This is a genomic window from Brachybacterium sp. P6-10-X1 (assembly GCF_001969445.1).
Lineage (GTDB): Bacteria > Actinomycetota > Actinomycetes > Actinomycetales > Dermabacteraceae > Brachybacterium.
Window position 1 is genome coordinate 2260463 of sequence record NZ_CP017297.1, and the last position, 18467, is coordinate 2278929.

At 72.9% G+C, this 18467-nt stretch carries 14 protein-coding genes; 5 read left to right on the forward strand and 9 right to left on the reverse strand.

Going from position 1 to position 18467, the window contains the following annotated elements; genetic code table 11:
- Positions 1-76: 76 nt before the first annotated feature.
- From BH708_RS10345 to BH708_RS20500, 3 genes are all read right to left on the reverse strand, one after another.
- The gene (locus tag BH708_RS10345) at positions 77-3220 is read right to left on the reverse strand and encodes an AAA family ATPase (protein WP_076808491.1); all 3144 of its coding nucleotides are present in this window, start codon (positions 3218-3220) and stop codon (positions 77-79) included.
- Positions 3217-4392 carry an exonuclease SbcCD subunit D gene (locus BH708_RS10350; RefSeq protein WP_076808492.1) on the reverse strand — a complete coding sequence of 392 codons (1176 nt, stop codon included), beginning with the start codon at positions 4390-4392 and terminating at the stop codon, positions 3217-3219. Before BH708_RS10350 ends, BH708_RS10345 begins: the two co-directional genes overlap by 4 nt.
- 123 nt (positions 4393-4515) lie before the next feature.
- Positions 4516-5103, reverse strand: a complete 588-nt coding sequence (locus BH708_RS20500) for an aldolase/citrate lyase family protein (RefSeq protein WP_083713475.1) — start codon at positions 5101-5103, stop codon at positions 4516-4518.
- On the opposite strand from BH708_RS20500, the gene BH708_RS10360 reads away from it, so the two are divergent.
- Positions 5102-6571, forward strand: coding sequence for an NAD-dependent succinate-semialdehyde dehydrogenase (locus BH708_RS10360; RefSeq protein WP_076808494.1), 1470 nt, complete (start codon positions 5102-5104; stop codon positions 6569-6571). The two genes, BH708_RS20500 and BH708_RS10360, sit on opposite strands and share 2 nt — an antisense overlap.
- A 124-nt stretch (positions 6572-6695) precedes the next feature.
- Here BH708_RS10360 and BH708_RS10365 read toward each other — a convergent pair whose 3' ends face one another.
- From BH708_RS10365 to BH708_RS10375, 3 genes are all read right to left on the reverse strand, one after another.
- Positions 6696-8246: a sulfatase-like hydrolase/transferase gene (locus tag BH708_RS10365; protein ID WP_083713476.1), complete on the reverse strand. Its 1551-nt coding sequence runs from the start codon at positions 8244-8246 to the stop codon at positions 6696-6698.
- Positions 8247-8275: 29 nt separating this feature from the next.
- Positions 8276-9790: a sugar porter family MFS transporter gene (locus tag BH708_RS10370; protein WP_076808495.1), complete on the reverse strand. Its 1515-nt coding sequence runs from the start codon at positions 9788-9790 to the stop codon at positions 8276-8278.
- A 68-nt stretch (positions 9791-9858) separates the two neighbouring features.
- Positions 9859-10995, reverse strand: coding sequence for an ROK family transcriptional regulator (locus tag BH708_RS10375; RefSeq protein ID WP_076808496.1), 1137 nt, complete (start codon positions 10993-10995; stop codon positions 9859-9861).
- 227 nt (positions 10996-11222) lie between these two features.
- On the opposite strand from BH708_RS10375, the gene BH708_RS10380 reads away from it, so the two are divergent.
- The 4 genes from BH708_RS10380 to BH708_RS10395 all read left to right on the forward strand — a co-directional run bounded on the left by BH708_RS10380 (position 11223) and on the right by BH708_RS10395 (position 15664).
- A complete protein-coding gene (locus BH708_RS10380) occupies positions 11223-12713 on the forward strand; it encodes an NAD(P)/FAD-dependent oxidoreductase (RefSeq protein WP_076808497.1) in 1491 nt (496 codons plus the stop codon).
- A 194-nt stretch (positions 12714-12907) separates the two neighbouring features.
- Entirely contained in the window at positions 12908-13600 is a 693-nt protein-coding gene (locus BH708_RS10385) for a hypothetical protein (RefSeq protein ID WP_076808498.1), read from the forward strand.
- Between the two features lie 113 nt (positions 13601-13713).
- The gene (locus BH708_RS10390; protein WP_076808499.1) at positions 13714-14619 is read left to right on the forward strand and encodes an alpha/beta hydrolase; all 906 of its coding nucleotides are present in this window, start codon (positions 13714-13716) and stop codon (positions 14617-14619) included.
- A 286-nt stretch (positions 14620-14905) separates the two neighbouring features.
- Positions 14906-15664 carry a class I SAM-dependent methyltransferase gene (locus BH708_RS10395; protein WP_076808500.1) on the forward strand — a complete coding sequence of 253 codons (759 nt, stop codon included), beginning with the start codon at positions 14906-14908 and terminating at the stop codon, positions 15662-15664.
- A 144-nt stretch (positions 15665-15808) separates the two neighbouring features.
- On the opposite strand, the gene BH708_RS10400 is transcribed toward BH708_RS10395, so the two are convergent.
- The 3 genes from BH708_RS10400 to BH708_RS10410 form a co-directional block, all read right to left on the reverse strand.
- A complete protein-coding gene (locus BH708_RS10400) occupies positions 15809-16474 on the reverse strand; it encodes an SRPBCC domain-containing protein (RefSeq protein ID WP_076808501.1) in 666 nt (221 codons plus the stop codon).
- A gap of 1 nt (position 16475) precedes the next feature.
- Positions 16476-16925: a helix-turn-helix transcriptional regulator gene (locus BH708_RS10405; RefSeq protein ID WP_076808502.1), complete on the reverse strand. Its 450-nt coding sequence runs from the start codon at positions 16923-16925 to the stop codon at positions 16476-16478.
- Positions 16926-17057: 132 nt separating this feature from the next.
- A complete protein-coding gene (locus tag BH708_RS10410; protein WP_076808503.1) occupies positions 17058-18464 on the reverse strand; it encodes an APC family permease in 1407 nt (468 codons plus the stop codon).
- Positions 18465-18467: the final 3 nt, after the last annotated feature.

Below are 18467 nucleotides of genomic sequence, written 5' to 3' on the forward strand. Positions count from 1 at the left end.
TCCCTGGAGGTGGATCGAGGAACGGCGCGTCGGGCCGCGGGGATCCCATGATCGCGCATGGGACGCGCCGCCGGTCTCAGGCCGTGATGGTCACGTGGGAACGCTCATCGGCGCCGCGGCGCACATGGATCTGCTCGGCGATCTGCGCTTTCATGTCCCCGACATGGCTGACGATGCCGATGGTGCGGCCGTGCTCGGCGAGCCGCCCGATCTCCCGCACCACGGTCTCGAGGGTCTCGGGATCCAGGGAGCCGAAGCCCTCGTCGATGAACAGGGTCTCCATCCGCACTCCGCCGGCCTCGCCGGTGACGATGTCGGCCAGACCGAGCGCGAGGGCGAGGGAGACGAAGAAGGTCTCCCCACCGGAGAGGGTCTCGGGCACGCGCACCTGATCGGTGCGGCGGTCCATGACCAGCAGGTCGAGGCCGGTCTTGCGGGCGCCGCGCCTGCCGGTGTCGCGCAGCAGCTCGAGGTCGGAGCCGGAGAACAGAGCCAGGCGCGCGTTCGCGGCCTGCACCACCGCGTCCAGCCGCCACATGAGCACATAGGTGGACAGCTGCACGCGCTCGCCGTCGGCGGAGCGGCCGGTGGCGAGGTCTGCCACGCGCACCACCACCCCGGCCTCCGCGCTGACCGTCTCCACCTGGGCCGATGCCGTGGCGAGGGCCGCGCGCGCTTCTCTCCCGCGCTCGGCGACGGCGCCCCGGCGGGCCGCGAGGTCGGCGGCCTCGCGGGCGGCGGCCCGGGCAGCGGTGAGCTTCTCGGTCGCCGCGGTGCGCGCGGCATCGGCCCGCTCGCGGGCCTCGTCGCTCGCGGTCGTCCCGGCGATCCCCTCCTCGGCGAGGCCGTCGGACAGGCGGGACTCCTCCACCGTGCGGGTCTCGAGCAGGCGGGCGAGGCGGTGGCGCTCGTCCTCCTCGAGCACGGCGGCGCGGGCCTGCTCATCCGTGGTGCGGGCCGGCCCGTCGGCGGAGAGGTCGTCCTCGCCGGTCGCACCGGCCTGCGTTTCCGGGGCGAGGTCCGCGGTGGCCAGGGCCTGCTCCGCCTCGGTGGCGAGTTCGGCGGCGCGCTGCTCGGCCTCGGTCCGTCGGCGCAGCGCCTCGCGCAGGCCGGTCGCCGCGCGGGCGGTGGCGAGGTGGCCGCGGCGCCGGGCGGCGAGGGACTCGTGCTCTCCGCGGGCCTCGGTGACCTTGGCGTGGTCGGCCTCGAGGGTCTGCTCGAGCCCGGTGAGGGCGGTGCGTTCACGTTCGACGGCCAGGGCGTCCTGCTCGCGGCGCCGGTCCAGTCGGGCGCTCTCCTCGTCGTGGCGCGTGATCGTCGCGTCCAGCTCGGCGGCCTTCGCCTCTGCGTCACGAGCGGTGCGCAGGTTCTGCGTCGCCGCGGTGACGGCCTGCTCGGCGGCCTCGGCGGTGAGCTCCCCGGCGGCGTCCTGCAACCGGGTGAGCTCCTGGGCGGCGAGGGCATGGGCCTGCTCGGCGCCGGCCTGCTCGGACTCGGCCGTCTTCCGCCGCTGTTCGGCCTCCTCGACCTGCTCGGGGCTGACGGCGTCCTCGGACTGATCGGCGCGATCGGGATGCTCCAGGGCACCGCAGACGGGGCAGGCCTCGCCGTCGGCGAGGTCCACGGCGAGTTCGGCGGCGATGCCGGCGAAGCGGCGGCGGCGCAGCTCCGCCTCGGTCTCGGCGAAGTCCTTGGCGGTGGCCAGCGTGCGCGAGGCCCTGTCCTTCGCGGTGTCGACGGCCTTCTTCTGGGCGACGGCCGCGGTGGCGGCGCGGCGCTGTTCCTCGGCGGTGCGCTGGGCGAGGCGGGCGTCCCCGAGCGCGGCAGCGGCGGTGCGCTCCCGCGCGCGGTCGGCGACGAGCTGCTCGCGCTCCGCGGGGCGGGCAGCGGCCTGCTGGATGAGCGTCTCGAGGGCCGTGGCCGATGCGGTCAGGGCCTCGCGACGGTCCGCGAGCTCCTTGCCGCGGGTGGGCAGGGCGGTCTCGAGAGCGACGAGATCGGCGAGCGCACCCGCGGCGGAGGTGGCCTCGTCCGCCGCTGCGGCCAGCTGCTGATCGGCGGCAGCGGCATGCGCAGCGGGACCGAGCAGGTCGACGAGCTCCGGGTGCTCCTCGCGGGTGGTGCTCGCCTGCTGCGCGAGCTGCTCGATGGCCTCCCCCGCCTGCGTCGAGGCCCGGTCCCGGCGCTGCAGCAGCGCGACGACCGGTCGGGCGGCCTCGTCGCGGCGCAGGGCGGTGCGGGCGCTGTCGATCGCGGGGCGCTCGGTCTCCAGCCGGGCGGCGAGCGTGTCGAGCTCGCGGCGGCGGTCGATGCGTTTCCGGGCCGCGTCCGTCGCGTCGGCGGCGGTGCGGGCGGCCTGTTCGGCGGCGGCAGCGGTCTCGGCGTGGCCGTGCGCCTCCTGCGCGCGGGCGGCGGCGGCCTCGAGGTGCTCATCGGCGAGGGTGGCGAGCGGCTCGAGGCGCAGCGCGGCGGCGGCCTCCTGGAGGGCGGTGGCATGCTCCTCGTCGACGCCGGTCGCCTCGACGTAGCGGGCCAGGGCACGGCCGAGGGTCCCCGTCGCCGCGTCGACCTGCCGTTTGGCGGTCTTGCGCATCTCCTCGAGCTGCTTCTCGACGTCGGCGTAGATCTCGGTGCCGAAGACGCGCTGGAGCACCTGCTGGCGCTCCCCGGTGCCGGCGCGCAGGAAGCGGGCGAACTCGTTCTGCGGCAGCAGGACCGTCTGGGTGAACTGTTCCCGGGTCAGGCCCACGGCGCGCTGGATCTCCCGGCCCACCTCGTCGATGCGGGTAGCGAGCGCCTGGACATCGGCCCCGCCGCCGGCGGTGTCCGCGATGACGGCGGGGATCAGCTGCGGGGAGCCGATCCGCCACAGCACGGCTTTGGCCTGCTCCTTCGTGGTGCCGGTGCCGCGCTTCTTGGCGCGCTGGAACTCGGGCCGGCGGCGCACGCGGTAGATGCCGGAGCCGGTCTCGAAGACGAGGTCGACGACGCTGGGCTCGGTGGGGGCCGCGAATTGGGAACGGATGCGGTCTCCGCTGGTGGCGCTCCCGGCGACGTGGCCGTACAGGGCGTAGACGATCGCGTCCACGATCGTGGACTTGCCCGATCCCGTCGGACCTTCGAGCAGGAACATGCCGCTGGCGCCGAGGGCGGCGAGATCGATGTCGATGGTGCCGGCGAAGGGGCCGATGCCGGTCAAGCGCAGGTGGTGGAGCTTCATGAGGCCTCCCGCTGGCCGCGCGCCTGCGTGTAGGCGCGCTCGAGGACCTGATGTTCGCCGGCTGTGGGATCGGCACCGGTGGTGGCGGCGAGGAACTCGTCCATCACCTGCAGCGGGTTCTGCTCGCGGCGCACCACCGGGGTGTGCTCCGAGGCGGTGCGACCCTCCGGCTCGTACTCGGTGACCAGCAGGTGCGGGTACGCCTCGCGCAGCTGCTCCTGCAGGTGGGCGGGCCGGGCGGCGTCGGTGACGACGGCTTTGAGCCAGTCACCGCCGTGAGAATCCTGTTGCGCGAGGATCTCCTCGAGCGATCCGCGCAGCTCGGTCAGGCGCCGCGGGGCGGGAGTCGCGATCCGCTCCACGCTCACCGCGGCGGTGCCGTTCTCGTCACGGGCGCCGAGGTCGACCAGCAGCACGGATTTGCGGTGCCGGCGCTCGGAGAAGGAGAAGGCCAGCGGCGAGCCGGAGTACCAGGCGGGGGCGCCGACGGTGGCGGTGAGGTCCTGGCAGCCGTGGAGATGGCCGAGGGCGAGGTAGTCGATGCCGCCGAGCACGCCGGCGGGCACCGAGTCGACACCGCCGACGGACAGGTCGCGCTCGGAATCGGAGGCCTCTCCCCCGGTGACGAAGGTGTGGGCGAGCACGACCGTGCGCGCCCCCGGATGCGCGGCGGCACGCTCGCGCACGCGGTCCAGGGCGGCGCGGGTGACCGCCTCGTGGCTGCGGGCCAGCGGCTGCTCGCCGTCGGCCGCGAGCTCGGTGCGCGCCCTGTCCGGCTCGAGATAGGGCAGGCCGAAGAAGAGCACCTCGCCGTGCTCGTCCTCGACGCTGACGGGGTGCTCGATGCCGGGGACGTCGGTGAGCAGGTGGATCCCGGCGCGCATGAGCGCGCGGCCGAAGCCGAGCCGCTCCGGGGAGTCGTGGTTGCCGGAGGTCAGCACCACGGTGGCGCCGGTGTCCGCCAGGCGCGCGAGGGCGTCGTCCAGCAGCGTCACGCTCGTCACGGCGGGCACGGCGCGGTCGTAGACGTCGCCGGGGATGACGACGACGTCGACCTCCTTCTCCCGCACCAGGTCGACGAGCCAGTCGAGGAAAGCGGCCTGGTGCTCGTGCAGGTCGACCTTGTGCAGGGTGCGCCCCAGGTGCCAATCCGAGGTGTGCAGGATTCTCATGGGTCCGAGCCTACGAGCGGGGGCCGACGGACGAGCATGCCGACGCTCCGCGGTGGACGCCGGGGCACCGGGGAGGATCCTCGGGCCGCCGTTCCCCGGGAAGCCCGTCGGGCCGCCGTCCTCTCAGGACGAGGCCCGCCCGCTCTCGTCCTCGGCGGGCACCCAGGCGGCGGCGAGGTTCTCGGAGCCCCGCGCCAGCATCGCCACGTCGGCGCCGACCAGCAGGAAGTCGACCCCGTCGGACGCATACCCCCGAGCCACCTCCGGGTCGAAGGCGTTCACGCCGACGGGCATGCCCGCCGCCGTCGCCGCCGTGATCACGCGGCGCACGCTCGCGACCACGTCGGGGTGGGACTGCCGGCCGAGCACCCCCATCGAGGCCGCGAGGTCGGAAGGGCCGACGAAGACGCCGTCGATCCCGTCGACCGCGAGGATCTTCTCGATGTTCTCCACCGCCTCGGCGGATTCGATCTGCACGAACAGCGCCACGTGCTCGGCTTCCGCGGGAACCTGCTGCCGGCCGCCGACGCCGAATCCGCCGGGAGCTCGGCCGCCGCCTGAGCATCCGGGACCGCGCACTCTCGAGAGGACGACGCCTGCCCGTCGACCCTTCGACGGTGGCGTCGACCCATCGGCCCTCCGACGGTGGCGTCGACCCGTCGGCCCTCCCCCACCCCCCCCACGTCCCCACCACGTCGCAAGGAGAATCATGACCGAGAACCGCGAGCAGGATCTGCTGGCCCGCGTGCCCGACGGGCTGCTGATCGCCGGCAGCTGGCGCGCCGCCGGGAGCGGGAAGACGCTGGAGGTCCGCGATCCCGCGACCGGCGAGGTGCTCAGAACGATCGCCTCCGCCTCGGGCGCGGACGCCCAGCAGGCGATGGACGCGACGGCGGATGCCTTCCCTGCCTGGGCCGCGACCCCGGCGCGGGAGCGGGCCGAGCTGCTGCGGCGCGCCTTCGATCTGCTCCAGGAGCGTGCCGAGGAGTTCGCTCTGCTGATGACGCTGGAGATGGGTAAGCCCCTGGCCGAGGCGCGCGGGGAGGTCACCTATGGCGGGGAGTTCCTGCGTTGGTTCAGCGAGGAGGCCGGCCGGATCCAGGGACGGTACGGCGCGACCCCGGAGGGACACGGCCGGATGATCGTCTCGCAGCATCCCGTCGGACCGTGCTACCTGGTCACGCCGTGGAACTTCCCGCTGGCGATGGCGACCCGCAAGATCGCGCCGGCGCTGGCGGCCGGATGCACCGTGGTGATCAAGCCACCGCAGCTGACCCCGCTCACGACCCTGTTCTTCGTGGCGCTGCTGGAGGAGGCGGGCCTCCCCGCCGGCGTGGTCAACGTCGTCACCTCGACCTCCTCGCGCACGGTCTCCGAGCCCATCCTGGCCGATCCGCGGCTGCGCAAGCTCTCCTTCACCGGCTCCACCGGTGTGGGGCAGAAGCTCCTGGCCCAGGCGGCACCGGGTGTGCTGCGCACCTCGATGGAGCTGGGCGGGAACGCACCCTTCGTCGTGTTCGAGGACGCCGATCTGGAGCAGGCGGTCGAGGGCGCGCTCGCGGCGAAGTTCCGCAACATCGGGCAGGCCTGCACCGCCGCGAACCGCTTCCTGGTCCACCGCTCGCTGGCCGAGGAGTTCGCCCGTCGCGTCACCGAACGGGTCCAGCACCTGGGCATGGGGCGCGGCACCGAGGAGGGGGTGACGATCGGGCCGCTGATCGACGCCGACGCGGTCGACAAGACCGGAACCCTGGTGAACGATGCCGTCGAGCGCGGGGCGCAGGTCACCACCGGCGGGTCGGCGATCGACGGTCCGGGCACGTTCTTCGAGGCCACGGTGCTGACGAACGTCGCCCCGGGCAGCGCGCTGCTGCGCGAGGAGATCTTCGGGCCGGTGCTGGCGATCGTCCCCTTCGACACCGAGGACGAGGCCGTCGCGCTCGCCAACGACACCGAGTACGGACTGGTCTCCTACGTCTACACCCGGGATCTCGCCCGCGGGCAACGGATGATCGAGCTGCTCGAGACAGGGATGATGGGGCTGAACATCGGCGTCGTCTCCAATGCGGCCGCGCCCTTCGGCGGCTGGAAGATGTCGGGCCTGGGCCGCGAGGGCGGGGCCGAGGGCATCCACGAGTATCTGCAGTCGAAGTACACCCTCACCCCGTCGCCCTTCTGAACCGGCGGTGCCGGGGCAGCGCCGGGCAGTCGGCCAAGCGCCAGCGACGAGCCGCTGGCCCACCGCCGGTCGCCGCCGGGGGCCGCCCCGTCGACCGCACCACCGACCGCTCCGCCGTCGTCCGCTACCCCTGGTAGGTCGCCTCGTCCAGGCCCGACATGGTCGGGTCGTGGTCGAGGCGCCCCACCTCGTACATCGAGCTCATCCAGTGATAGAAGTTGTCGCCGCGCGCCTGCAGCCGCCGGTAGAGGTCGGCGAGCATCTCCGAACGCGGCTCCTCGAGCTCCGGGTCGTCGTAGCGGTTGGTGAGCTCGTCGGGGTCGGTCACCAGGTCGTAGAACTCGTTGCGGGACTCCGGGTTCACGACCAGCTTGTAGCGGCGACCGCGCAGCATGCGCTGGGCGATCGGGAAGTGGTGCCCGTGGAACTCGCACAGCACGTGGTCGTCCCATTCCACCTGCTCGCCGCGCACGATCGGCAGCAGGGAACGTGAGTCCACCGCGGGAGAGGTGTCGAGCCCCGCGAGATCGAGGAACGTCGCCGGCAGGTCCAGCAGCGTCACGAACTCCTCGCGCTCCTGGGGCGGGCACCCGGGCACCCGCAGCAGGCCGCCGGTGCGGTAGATGTCGTCGTACATCGCCGGACCCTTGTCGTGCAGCCGGTGGGAGCCGGTGAACTCCCCGTGGTCGGAGCTGAAGGCGACGGCGGTGGTGTCGGCCAGGCCCAGCTCCTCCATGGCCGCCAGGATGCGCCCGAACTCGTGATCGATCATGGTCACATAGCCCCAGTACACGGCGATGAGCTTGCGCGACTGCTCCTCGGTGAGGGTGTCGAAGGCCCAATGCCGGGAGTAGTTCTCCTGCACCGGGGGCTTGTCGGCGAAGTCCTCGGCGATCGAGCGCGGCAGCTCCACGTCCGCCGGGTCGTACAGGTCGAAGTACTCGTCGGGGATCACGTAGGGCAGGTGCGGGCCGGAGAAGCTCGAGACCACGAAGAAGGGGGCCTCGCCGGTGCGGGCGCCCTCGGCGTAGCGGGTGAGCATCTCGATGGTGCGGTCGGCAAGGTAGTGCTCGAAGGTCGCCTCCAGCGGCTGGTGCAGTCGCGCGGCCAACAGGTTGGAGACCTCCCCGTTGGGGAAGGTGCCGCGGATGCGATCGCTGATCGCGTAGGGCGGATGACCGTGCTCCTCGAGCCAGGCGACGTAGTCGGGATGGTCAACCGTGTTGTGCCAGCCCGGGTAGTGCTCCGCCTCGAAGCCGAAGTCGGCGGCGGTCCGCTCCTCGCCCACGTGCCACTTGCCCACGAGTCCGCACTCGTAGCCGTGCTCGCGCAGCGCCTCGGGCACCGTCCACTGGTCCTCGGGGAGGTCCTCGATGTAGCCGACGTTGCGCTCGTGGTTGGCCAGCAGCTTGTGACGGAAGGGCGCAGCGCCGGTGAAGAGGGAGGCGCGGGCCGGGGTGCAGATCGCCGTCGGCGTGAACCAGTTGTCGAAGCGGGTCCCGCTCGCGGCGAGCGCGTCGAGCGTCGGGGTGCGGCAGATCGTGTTGCCGTAGCAGCCCATGGTGTCGACCCGATGCTGGTCGGTCATGAGCATGAGGATGCTGCGGCGACCCTGCGGTTCGGGTGCGGCGGAGCCGGTGGTGGCGGCGACGGATGCGGAGGGGGTGGTGGACATGCGGGGGCCTTTCCGGTCGGGGCGGCAGGTCAGGAGCGGGAGGTGGCGAGCTGGTCCATCTGCTCGAGCTCGAGGTTCTTGGTCTCGGGGACGAACTTCAGCACGAACACGATCGAGACGAGGGCGACGGCGGCATAGAGGGCGTAGGTGGTCCCGATGGACCAGGCGGCGAGCACCGGGAAGGTCAGGGTGACGGCGAAGTTCGAGGCCCACTCCACCCCGCCGGCGACGGAGGTCGCGGCGCCCCGGAGACGGTTGGGGAACATCTCGCCGATCAGCACCCACATGATCGGTCCCCAGGTGCCCGCATAGGCGAACACGTACAGGCACAGCGCCACCAGGGCCAGCACCCCACGCATCGGATTCGAGGCGAGGTCGGGGGCGAGACCGCCGCCGTCCTGGGCGACCTGCGGGGCGGTGAGCATCACGATCGCCGTGACCACGAGGGCCGCGAACATCGCGACCGAGCCCCACAGCAGCAGCGGTCGCCGCCCGATCCGGTCCACCAGCAGCATGCCGACGATGATCGCTGCGATCTTCACGCCCGTCAGGACGAGGGTCTGCTGGAGGGCATCCTGCTCGTCGAAGCCGATGGTGGAGAAGATCGTGGTCGCGTAGTAGAAGATCGCGTTGATCCCGACCAGCTGCTGCAGCGCGGCCAGGCCGATGCCGACCCACACGATGCGCTGCAGGTTCGATCCGCTCGGGGCGAGCAGGGAGCGGAATCCGCCGCCGTGATCGCCCAGCGAGAACCTGATCTCCTCGACGCGCTGATCGACGCCCTGCTCACCCACGGTGCGCACGAGCACCGCGCGGGCCTCCTCGAGACGGCCGCGGGAGATGAGGAAGCGTGGCGACTCGGGTGTCACGAGCGAGGCGACCAGGTAGATCACGCCGCCGACGGCGACCGAGAGGAAGGCCCACTGCCACACCTCGAGGTCGAGGCCCGCGACCCCCAGGTGGGAGGTCGACAGCGGCGCGTCCCCGGTCGGGGACGGAGCGGCCCCGAGCATCGCGTCTCCCAGCAGGCCGCAGACGAACAGCCCGATGATCAGCATGAACTGGCGCAGGGAGACGAGCATGCCGCGCATCGAGGCGGGCGAGGTCTCGGAGATGTAGGCGGGGGCGATGGTCATCGCCGCACCCATCGCCATCCCGGAGAAGAGGCGCCAGAACAGGAACATCGCCATCGAACTGCCGACGAAGGCGGTGCCGACGGAGGAGACGATGAACAGGATCGCGGCGATCACCATGATCGCCCGGCGGCCGATCCTGTCGGAGAGGCGCCCGGCGAGGAACGCCCCGAGCACGGCGCTGAGGACGCCGAAGGCCACGGCGAAGCCGAGCATGCCGGTGCTCGCGCCGGTGTGGAAGGCCAGTGCGTTCTTGACGACGTTCAGCGCCATCGCGTCCCAGCCGAACATGAGACCGGAGATGGACGCGGCCAGTGCGGCGCCCAGTGCGCGGCGACGTGCGGCGCGGGGGACGGTGGGGCTCGCCGCGGTGGGCGAGGAGGCGGCGGAAGCGGGGGTCGGACGGGTCATGCGAACAGGTCCTTTCCTGGTCGACAGGGGCGTCGGGGAGGCTGCCGGAGGCGGTCGGGCGCGGGGAGTCATCCCTGCGTGGCGCGACCTCGCGGGGAGAGCACGACGAGGGCGGCGCCGACGGCGCCGGCGAAGGCGTCGAGGCGGCCGCGGGCGAGCGGCACCAGCGGGAACCGCTCCCCCACCCCCTCGGCGACGAGGGGGCGGACGGCGTCGAGCAGATGGTCGTCGGTGTCGAAGAGGTCGCCGGTGAGGATGACTTCGTCGGGGTCCACCAGCGTGGTGGTGAGGACGAGGGCGCGCGCGATCGACCGTGCCACGCGATCGAGGACGGGCCGCAGCGCCGTCGGGTGGGCGACGAGCGCCCCGGGCAGTTCTGACGGGGAGCGCAGCACGATCCCGTGGGTCCGCAGGGCGGCGAGCACGGCAGGGGTGGAGGCGACCGTCTCCAGACAGCCGGATCGTCCGCAGCGGCAGGTCATGCCGGGCTCCTCGACCGGGAGGTGGCCCACCTCCCCGGCCATGCCGGCCGCTCCGAGGTCGAGAGCGCCCTCCCGGACGACGGCCCCTCCGACGCCCTGATAGCAGCGCACGTGCAGGGTAGTGCGCCCGTCCTCCGCGCTCGCCAGGTGCTCCGCGAACGCGGCGAAGCGGGTGGTGTTGTCCACCTGGACGGGAACGCCGTGACGCGCGGTGAGGTCGGCGACGAGGGCGCGCCAGGGGGCCCGCTCCGGACGCGTGAGGGAGATCGGGCCGGAGACGCCCAGGCCGATGCCGCGCAGGGCGGGGGTGCGCTCCGGGAGCTCGAGCCCGTCGAGCAGCTCGTGCACGATCCGGTGCCGGGGGCCGACGCCGAGGGCGTCCTCGTGTGCGCGCTCCTCCTGCGCGAGCGTCTCGCCGAGGATGTTCAGGGTGACCACGCGGACCGCGCCGTGGGCGAGGTCGATGCCGATCGCGCGCACGGCGTCGGGATCGACTGCGAGGCGCTCGGTGGGGCGGCCGCGGCCGTCCTGCTCGTCGTGCCCGACCACCGCGATCGCGCCCTCGTCCGTCAGGCGGGTCAGGACGGCGGAGACGGTGGAGCGTCCCAGTCCCGTCGTCTCGGCGATCCGGGCGCGGGTCAGCACCCCGCCTGCACGGAAGGCCTCGATGACCTCCCTCTCGCGTGCAGAGGCGGGAGCCTGATGAGACCCCGTCGTGGACATGGCGCCCACGCTAGAGGGCGCGATTTCTTCCGGGTGGCGGGTGCAGAATTAGCGCGCAGATGTACCTCACATCACATGTGACGGTGATGCTCGGCCGCTGCAGCGGAGGCACACCTCCGGTGCAGCCGTCCTCGAGCTCCCGGCGTCGGGCGGCCCACCCGGACCGGACCGTCACCAGCACCGACCGCACCCGTGACGCCGCGCCCCGGCAGGCGTAGCGTGCCTGCATGGCTCCTGATGCGCAGTCCACCCCGACCTCCGCCCCCGACCTCACCGCCGACGTCGTCGTCCTCGGCGGCGGCCCCGTCGGCGAGAACGTCGCCCAGTACGCGATCGAGGGCACCGAGATGACCGCCGTGCTCGTCGAGGGCGAGCTGCTCGGCGGGGAGTGCTCCTACTACGCCTGCATGCCCTCGAAGGCGCTGCTGCGCCCGCTGTCCGTGGCCGACGCCGCCGCGCACCTGCCGGGGGTCACCACCCCGACGGTGCAGCGCGAGGAGTTGCTGGCCCGGCGCGACACCTGGGTCTCCCACTACGACGACACCGGCCAGGTGGAGTGGGCCGAGGGGGCGGGATTGCAGGTGGTGCGCGGACGCGGCCGGATCGCCGGCGAGCGCGACGTGCTCGTCGAGTCCGGCGACGGCTCGGCGCCGACCCGCGTGCGGGCCCGTCGTGCGGTGGTGCTCGCGACCGGATCGCAGGCCGTCATCCCCGAACCGCTGCAGGCACTCGCCCCCTGGACGTCGCGCGATGCGACCGGGGTGCAGGAGGTCCCCGAGCAGCTGGTGATCATCGGCGGCGGCGTGGTCGCCGTGGAGGCCGCGACCTGGATGGCCGCCCTCGGATCGCAGGTGACGATGCTGGTGCGCGGCACCGGCCTGCTGACCGGCTTCGAGCCCTTCGCCGGGAAGCACGTGCTCGACGCCCTCGAGGCGCTCGGTGTCACCGTCGAGCTGGGCACCTCGGTGGTCTCCGGCGAGCGCGCCGCGGTCCGTGGGACCGGGCTCGGGAGGATCCACGGCGGGCCGGTCCGGCTCCAGGTGGAGGATGCCCGCGGCCGACGGGACGTCACCGCCGATGAGATCCTGGCCGCCACCGGCCGCCGACCAGCGCTGGAGGACATCGGGCTCGAGCACCTCGGGCTGACGACCGAGGACATCACCGGCGCGCCCCGCCCCACCTCGGACGATGCGACCGGTGCCCCGCTTCCCGATTGGCTCCATGCCGTGGGCGATGCCGGCGGGGAGGCGCCGCTGACGCACTGGGGCAAGTACCGCGCCCGGGTGATCGGCCAGGCCATCCGCGCCGGCGCGACCGGGGAGGCGCTGGAGCCGGTGCCCGAGACGGTGCCGGTGCCGCAGGTGGTGTTCACCGATCCGCAGGTCACCTCCGTCGGCCTCACCGAGACGGCGGCCCGCGAAGCCGGGCACGCGGTGGTCACCGCGCAGGTCCCCTTTGGCGGGGCGGCAGGATCCGCGCTGCTGCGCGACGACGTGACCGGGACCGCCCAGATCGTGGTCGATACCGACACGAAGACTCTGGTGGGGGCGACATTCGTCGGCGCCGAGGCCTCCGAGGTGATCCACTCCGCGACGATCGCGATCACCGGCCAGGTGCCCGTGCACGTGCTGCGGCACGCGGTGCCGAGCTACCCGACGGTCTCCGAACTGTGGCTGCGGCTGCTGGAGGAGCTGCCGCAGGAACTGCGGGGGGCCTGAGCCGGGTGCCGCGCGTCGACGGAACCGGGCGCTATGGGCGGGCTGAGCCGGGCGCATCGGCTCGGCACCCCCGCCGCTGTCTCTCGCACCTTCGGAGGAGATGACAGATCGCACTGGTGGCGAACCGTGCCGATCCGGTGGAATGGGGGCCGACAGCACCCGTCGGCCCTGGGCCGGTCGCCCCTGGGAGGATCATGTTCGCCACGCTCAGACGCCGGCGTCAGCTCCGCCGCGCCCGTCCCGGTGACGGCAGCCCGTTGCGCGACCTTCGCTGGTGGCACCTGCTGACCCGCACCCAGTTCTTCCTCGAGCCGTCCGACGACCAGGACCGGCCCGAGCGCTATGCCGTCGACGTCCGATACCTCGCCGCGGAGCTCGAAGGCGGACAGCTCGCCGAGGGCTCACGGCACGCGCCCGTGTCCCTGTATCGCGACGGAGTGCAGCAGCACATCGCGAATCCGCCGGTGGCCTTCGCTGTTCCTGGTGGAGTGATCGAGGTGGCCACCAGCGCCTACGGCCTGACCCGCATGCACCACGTGCCCGAGCACGGCTCCGCCCGCGCCCTGCGCCCGCACCCTCGCTCGCTCGAGGGTCTGCGGGCCCGCTTCGGCCGACGGTTCCCGCGCGCCAGTGCTGTGATCGGCGCCCTCGCCATCGTGGTGCTGCTGGTGGGACTGGTACTGATGATCCCCCAGGCTGCGGAGCTGGTGACCAGGATGGACGTGGTCGCCGAGCGCGTCGGCACCTTCACCTCGCCGATCTCGCTGCCGGTCTGGGCGAACACGACCCTCTTCGTCGCCGGCATCCTGGCCGCGACGGAACGCGCGCTCACACTGCGCAACCACTGGCTCATCGACGCCGACACCACCTGGACGGCCTTCGGCTGAGCAGGCGCGCGACCGCGTCACCGCAGCGCACGAGTCCTCGCGCCGGAACAAGCCCCTCGCGGCGATGGCAACATCCATCCCGCGCCGACAATTGATCCGAGGAGCAGGAGACGATGTCCGCACAGCACGAGACGATCACCCCCACCACGATCTGGTTCGACTCCGAGGGGGTGCGCTGCGCGGGTCAGCTCTATCGACCACCGAACCCTGCCGGCGCACCTCCGCTGGTGGTGATGTGCCATGGCGTCGGCGGGACCGCTGCCCGTCTCCGCAGGCAGGCGAGCTCCCTCGCCGAGGCCGGGTTCGCAGCGCTGGCCATCGATTACCGAGGCTGGGGTGACAGCGACGGCACACCGCGTCACGTGCTGGATCTGGCAGGCCGGCGCAAGGACCTGCGCAGCGCGATCACGTCGGCCCGCCGGCTGGAGGGCGTCGACACCGACCGGATCGCCCTGTGGGGCGTCTCCCTCGGCGGTGCCCACGTCGTGCACCTCGCCTCCGAGGGCGCTGCGATCTGCGGCGTGATCGCGCAGGTGCCGTTCAACGGATTCCCGCGCAGGGTCGAGGGCCGCGGCCCGCGGCAGACCCTCCGGCTCCTGGCCGCGATCACACGGGACCGGCTGCGGCGCCGCCGCGGGAAGGGTCCGCACTACATCCCGATGGTCGGCCGACCCGGCGAGCTCGCCCTGGTCACGTCCGCGGACGCGGCCCAGCACGTGGAATCGCTGGGCGCGGAGGAGGGCGCACCGAGTGTCATCGCCCCGGGCGGCGTGCTCGACATGATCCGCTATCGGCCCAGCGACCTCGCCCACCGGATCAGGGTCCCCCTGCTGGTGTGCGTGGCCGCCTACGACACCGAGACGCCACCCGAGCTCGCCGCGCAGCTCGCCGGGCGCGCGCCGCACGGTCGGCTGCGGTCGTATCCCGCGACCCACATGGACTTCTACGGCGACCCGGATCTGTGGTCGCGCGTGGTCGGTGACCAGGTGGTGTTCCTGCGCGAATGCTTCGAGGGGTGAGGGTGTCGCCCCAGCCGCGCTCGGACGGCGCCCCGTGACCTCCTCGGGCACCGGCTCCGGGGCACGCTGCCGTCGGGCCGCATCCGGTGGCGCCATGCCAGCAGCCACAGCCGAGACGGAGCCGAGACGGAGGGGACCTGCTCACCGAGCGCCCGTGGATTCGAGGCCCCCACCGGCACGGCCGTCGACCCGTCACACCCCGTCGACCGGAACACGCCCTCCGTCGGCTCCCCGCACGACGAGAGTTCGCTCGCCGAACGGGATCGCCGCCTCCTACTCTCGACCCGTGACCTCCGAGCCCGCCGCTCCCCCACCCCGTGCCGCCCCCGATGCCCTGTACTCGGACCCGCGCCTCGCGGCCTGCTACGACACCTTCGACGGCGAGCGTGACGACCTCGACCACTACGAGGCGATCCTCGCCGAGCTGGACGCAGGCTCCGTGATCGATGTCGGGTGCGGAACGGGAGCGCTGGCCGTGCGGCTCGCGGCCTCGGGCCTCGACGTCACGGGGGTCGACCCCGCCGCGGCCTCCCTCGAGGTGGCGCGCAGCAAACCGTCGGCCGAGATCGTGCGTTGGATCCACGGCACCGCCGAGGACCTCCCCGAGCTCGGGGCCGATGCCGCGGTGATGACCGGGAACGTGGCGCAGGTGTTCACGACCGACGAGGCCTGGTCACGCACCCTGCAGCGGATCCGTGCCACGCTGCGTCGGGGCGGGCACCTGGTGTTCGAGTCCCGTCGGCCCGAGCGTCGCGCCTGGGAGGAGTGGCAGGCCGAGACGGCTCAGCAGGCGTGGGACGTGCCGGGCACGGGTCGGGTCATCTCCCGCCCTACTCGCTTCGAGGTCGACCTCCCGCTGGTCACCTTCGCCGATGAGTTCACCTTCCTCGACGGTGCGACGCGCACCTCGACCACCACGCTGCGCTTCCGGGAGGAGCACGAGCTGCGCTCCTCCGTGGAGGCAGCGCGCTTCACCATCGTGGAGATCCGGCAGGCCCCGGACCGCCCGGGCCGCGAGTTCGTGGTGATCGCCCGGGCGATCTGACGAGCTCCGCGCGGGGCCCACTCTGCCTGGGGCGCGCGGGCCGCGAGAGGACTGCACAGCCCGCACGGCCGATCGGCCGGGCACGCTCCCTACCGGACCCGCCTCCCCGGACGTCAGGCATCCCCCCCCAGGTCAGGCCCCTGGTCAGCCCTGCTGCTCGGTGCCGGTGTAGAACCCGTACGTGGCGTCGGCCCGCTGCTGGGCGACGTCGGCGTCCTCACCGGAGGCGGTGTGGGCCACGGCCCAGCCGTCGGCCGCCCCGCGATAGAAGGACGTGCCCTCCTCCGTGACCGCCCAGGCCTCGGCCTCGGAGGGGGCCAGCGAGCCGTCGGTCGCCCCGAGATGGAGGGCGAGGCCCAACAGTCCGCCGTCCCAGCCGACGCCGGTGGCGCCGGGCCCGAAGGTCTCCCACATCTCGGCGGGGATGTCCTCGGTGTGGCTGACGTGCTCGAGCTCGAAGCGGGTGGTCTGCTCCCCGTCCGCGGCCAGGCGCACGGTCACCCACGAGACCGCGCCCATCATCTCCCAGGTGACGCGGTACTCGGCCGCGCCGTCGGCGGGCGGTTCGCAGACGAGGATCTCGCCGCCGGCGTTGCCCTCGAACTGGTAGCGGCCGCCGAGGCGGAGGTCGCCGCTGATCGGCAGGAACCAGCGCGGGATCCGCTCGGCGGAGGTGACGGCGTCCCAGACGTCGTCGATCGCGGCGGGGTAGGTCTGTTCGAGGCTCTGGACGTGCGAGGGCTCGCCGTCGACCTCCTCGGTGCGGTAGCTGCGGCTGACGGATGCGAGCTGGGTGGGGACGTCGACCATGTCAGGTCTCCTTCGCGGTGTTGGTGGTGGGTGGGTGTCGTCGATGGTGGGTGGAAGTCGTCGAGGTGGGTGGACCGTGCGGCGCCGGCGACGACCCCGCTGCGTCGGACTCCAGCTGGGCCGACAGGCGGCGCTGCCGCTTCCCGCGGGCGAGCTCGGTGCCCAGGGCATCGAGCGCCGGCAGCCAGAACCTCTCGAAAGGGCTCAGCCAGTCGCGGGCCTCCCGAGGCCCGCGGGGGTCGACCGCGTACAGGCGGCGCCTGCCCTCCGGCCGGACGAGGGCGAAACCGTGCTCCCGCAGGACACGGAGATGCTGGGAGACCGCCGGTTGGCTGATCCCGAACTCCTCCTGCACCGCCGCGCCGATCTCGCCCGCACTGAGCTCCCCGTCGGCGAGGAGTTCGAGAATCCTGCGCCGCACCGGGTCACCCAGGACGTCGAGAGCGTGCACGAGACCATCCTTGCGTCCACGCTTATATAAGTCAAGGGTGATTCGACCGGGTGGCGAGGGCGGCAGGGGCGCTGGCTCCGCATCGTCGACCGTGCCCGATCGTCGACCATGCCCGATCGTCGATCGGGGCGGTCAGGTCCTGCTCCGCCGCACCGCGAGCACGATGCCCCGGTAGGCGAGACCGATCGCGACCAGCCCCAGGCCCGCCACGATGGAGCGCCCGGGCAGGGCCGCGACCAGGACCAGACAGCCCACCAGACCCACCACCTGCAGGAACCGCGGATACAGACGCCACTGCCCCGCCTGGGTGAACGCGGCGAGGTTCGCGACCGCGTAGTACAGCAGCACTCCGAAGGCCGAGGCCGCGATCGCGACCAGCGTGTCGGAGGCCAGCAGCACCAGGGCCAGCACGGCCAGAGCGGCCACGATCTCGGCGCGCTGCGGCACCGCGTAGCGGTTGCTGGAGCGCGAGAGGTATCGGGGCAGGTCTCCCCCGCGCGCCATGGCGAGGACGGTGCGGGAGACGCCGGCGATCAGGGCCAGCAGCGCCCCGGCCGCCGCGGCGACCGCCCCGATGGTGATGATCGCGTGCCAGACCCCTCCGGCCTCGACCGATTCCAGGGCGGTCAGGAACGGGGCCGGTCCCCATCCCTGGCCGCCGGGAGCAGGGCCGACGAACACGAGCAGGATCGACAGCGTCAGGTACAGCGCGCAGACCGCGGCCAGGGCGACCAGGATCGCACGGGGAATGGTGCGGCGGGGTTCGATGACCTCCTCACCGAGGGTGGCCACGCGGGCATAGCCGGCGAAGGCGAAGAACATGATCGCGGCGGCCTGGAGCACGGCGAGCGCGATCGCGACGGTGCCGCCGGACCCGGCGCCGAGCACCCCGGCGAGGCCGCCGTCCCACAGACCGGTGCGCTGGCCGGCGAGGGGCCCGGGGATGGCCGAGAGATGGGTGAGTCCGGCGTCGCCATCGGTGGAGTCGAGGCCCTCGGTCGGCTCGATCGGGGTCGCGGCGAGGCCGACGACCAGGCGCCCTGCGGTCAGCACGAGCGCTGCGATCGCCACGGTGACCAGGATCCGGGCGAGCGCCGCGGTGCGCGTGATGCCCACGAGGTTCACCGCCGTCAGGGCGATCACGACGACGGCGGCGACCAGGCGCTGGGCCGGTTCGGGCACCAGGTACGCGGCGACCACGAGGGCCATCGCGGCGCAGGAGGCGATCTTGCCGATCACGAAGCACCAGCCGGCGAGGAAGCCCCACCAGGGACCGAGCTGCTGATTGGCGAAGTGATACGTGCCGCCGGAGGACGGGTGCTGGGCGGCCAGCTGCGCGGTCGAGGTGGCGTTGCCCAGGGCGACGACGGCGGCGATCAGCACGGCCAGCGGTGCCAGGGTGCCCACCAGGTCCTGTGCGGCGCCGAGGGAGACGAAGGCGCCGGCCCCGATCATCGAGGCGAGCCCGATGACGACGGCATCCCCGAGGCGCAGGCGACGGGCGAGGGCCCCGGAGGCGGGGCCGAGGGAGGTGCTCATGGA

Bases quoted from the DNA above. Each gene is read 5' to 3' on its own strand.
- BH708_RS10370 (WP_076808495.1), bottom strand. From the start codon at position 9,790: ATGACCCGTCCGACCCCCGCTTCCGCCGCCTCCTCGCCCACCGCGGCG.
- BH708_RS10365 (WP_083713476.1), bottom strand. From the start codon at position 8,246: ATGTCCACCACCCCCTCCGCATCCGTCGCCGCCACCACCGGCTCCGCC.
- BH708_RS10380 (WP_076808497.1), top strand. From the start codon at position 11,223: ATGGCTCCTGATGCGCAGTCCACCCCGACCTCCGCCCCCGACCTCACC.
- BH708_RS10400 (WP_076808501.1), bottom strand. From the start codon at position 16,474: ATGGTCGACGTCCCCACCCAGCTCGCATCCGTCAGCCGCAGCTACCGC.
- BH708_RS10390 (WP_076808499.1), top strand. From the start codon at position 13,714: ATGTCCGCACAGCACGAGACGATCACCCCCACCACGATCTGGTTCGAC.
- BH708_RS10345 (WP_076808491.1), bottom strand. From the start codon at position 3,220: ATGAAGCTCCACCACCTGCGCTTGACCGGCATCGGCCCCTTCGCCGGC.
- BH708_RS10350 (WP_076808492.1), bottom strand. From the start codon at position 4,392: ATGAGAATCCTGCACACCTCGGATTGGCACCTGGGGCGCACCCTGCAC.
- BH708_RS10410 (WP_076808503.1), bottom strand. From the start codon at position 18,464: ATGAGCACCTCCCTCGGCCCCGCCTCCGGGGCCCTCGCCCGTCGCCTG.
- BH708_RS10375 (WP_076808496.1), bottom strand. From the start codon at position 10,995: ATGTCCACGACGGGGTCTCATCAGGCTCCCGCCTCTGCACGCGAGAGG.
- BH708_RS10360 (WP_076808494.1), top strand. From the start codon at position 5,102: ATGACCGAGAACCGCGAGCAGGATCTGCTGGCCCGCGTGCCCGACGGG.
- BH708_RS20500 (WP_083713475.1), bottom strand. From the start codon at position 5,103: ATGATTCTCCTTGCGACGTGGTGGGGACGTGGGGGGGGTGGGGGAGGG.
- BH708_RS10385 (WP_076808498.1), top strand. From the start codon at position 12,908: ATGTTCGCCACGCTCAGACGCCGGCGTCAGCTCCGCCGCGCCCGTCCC.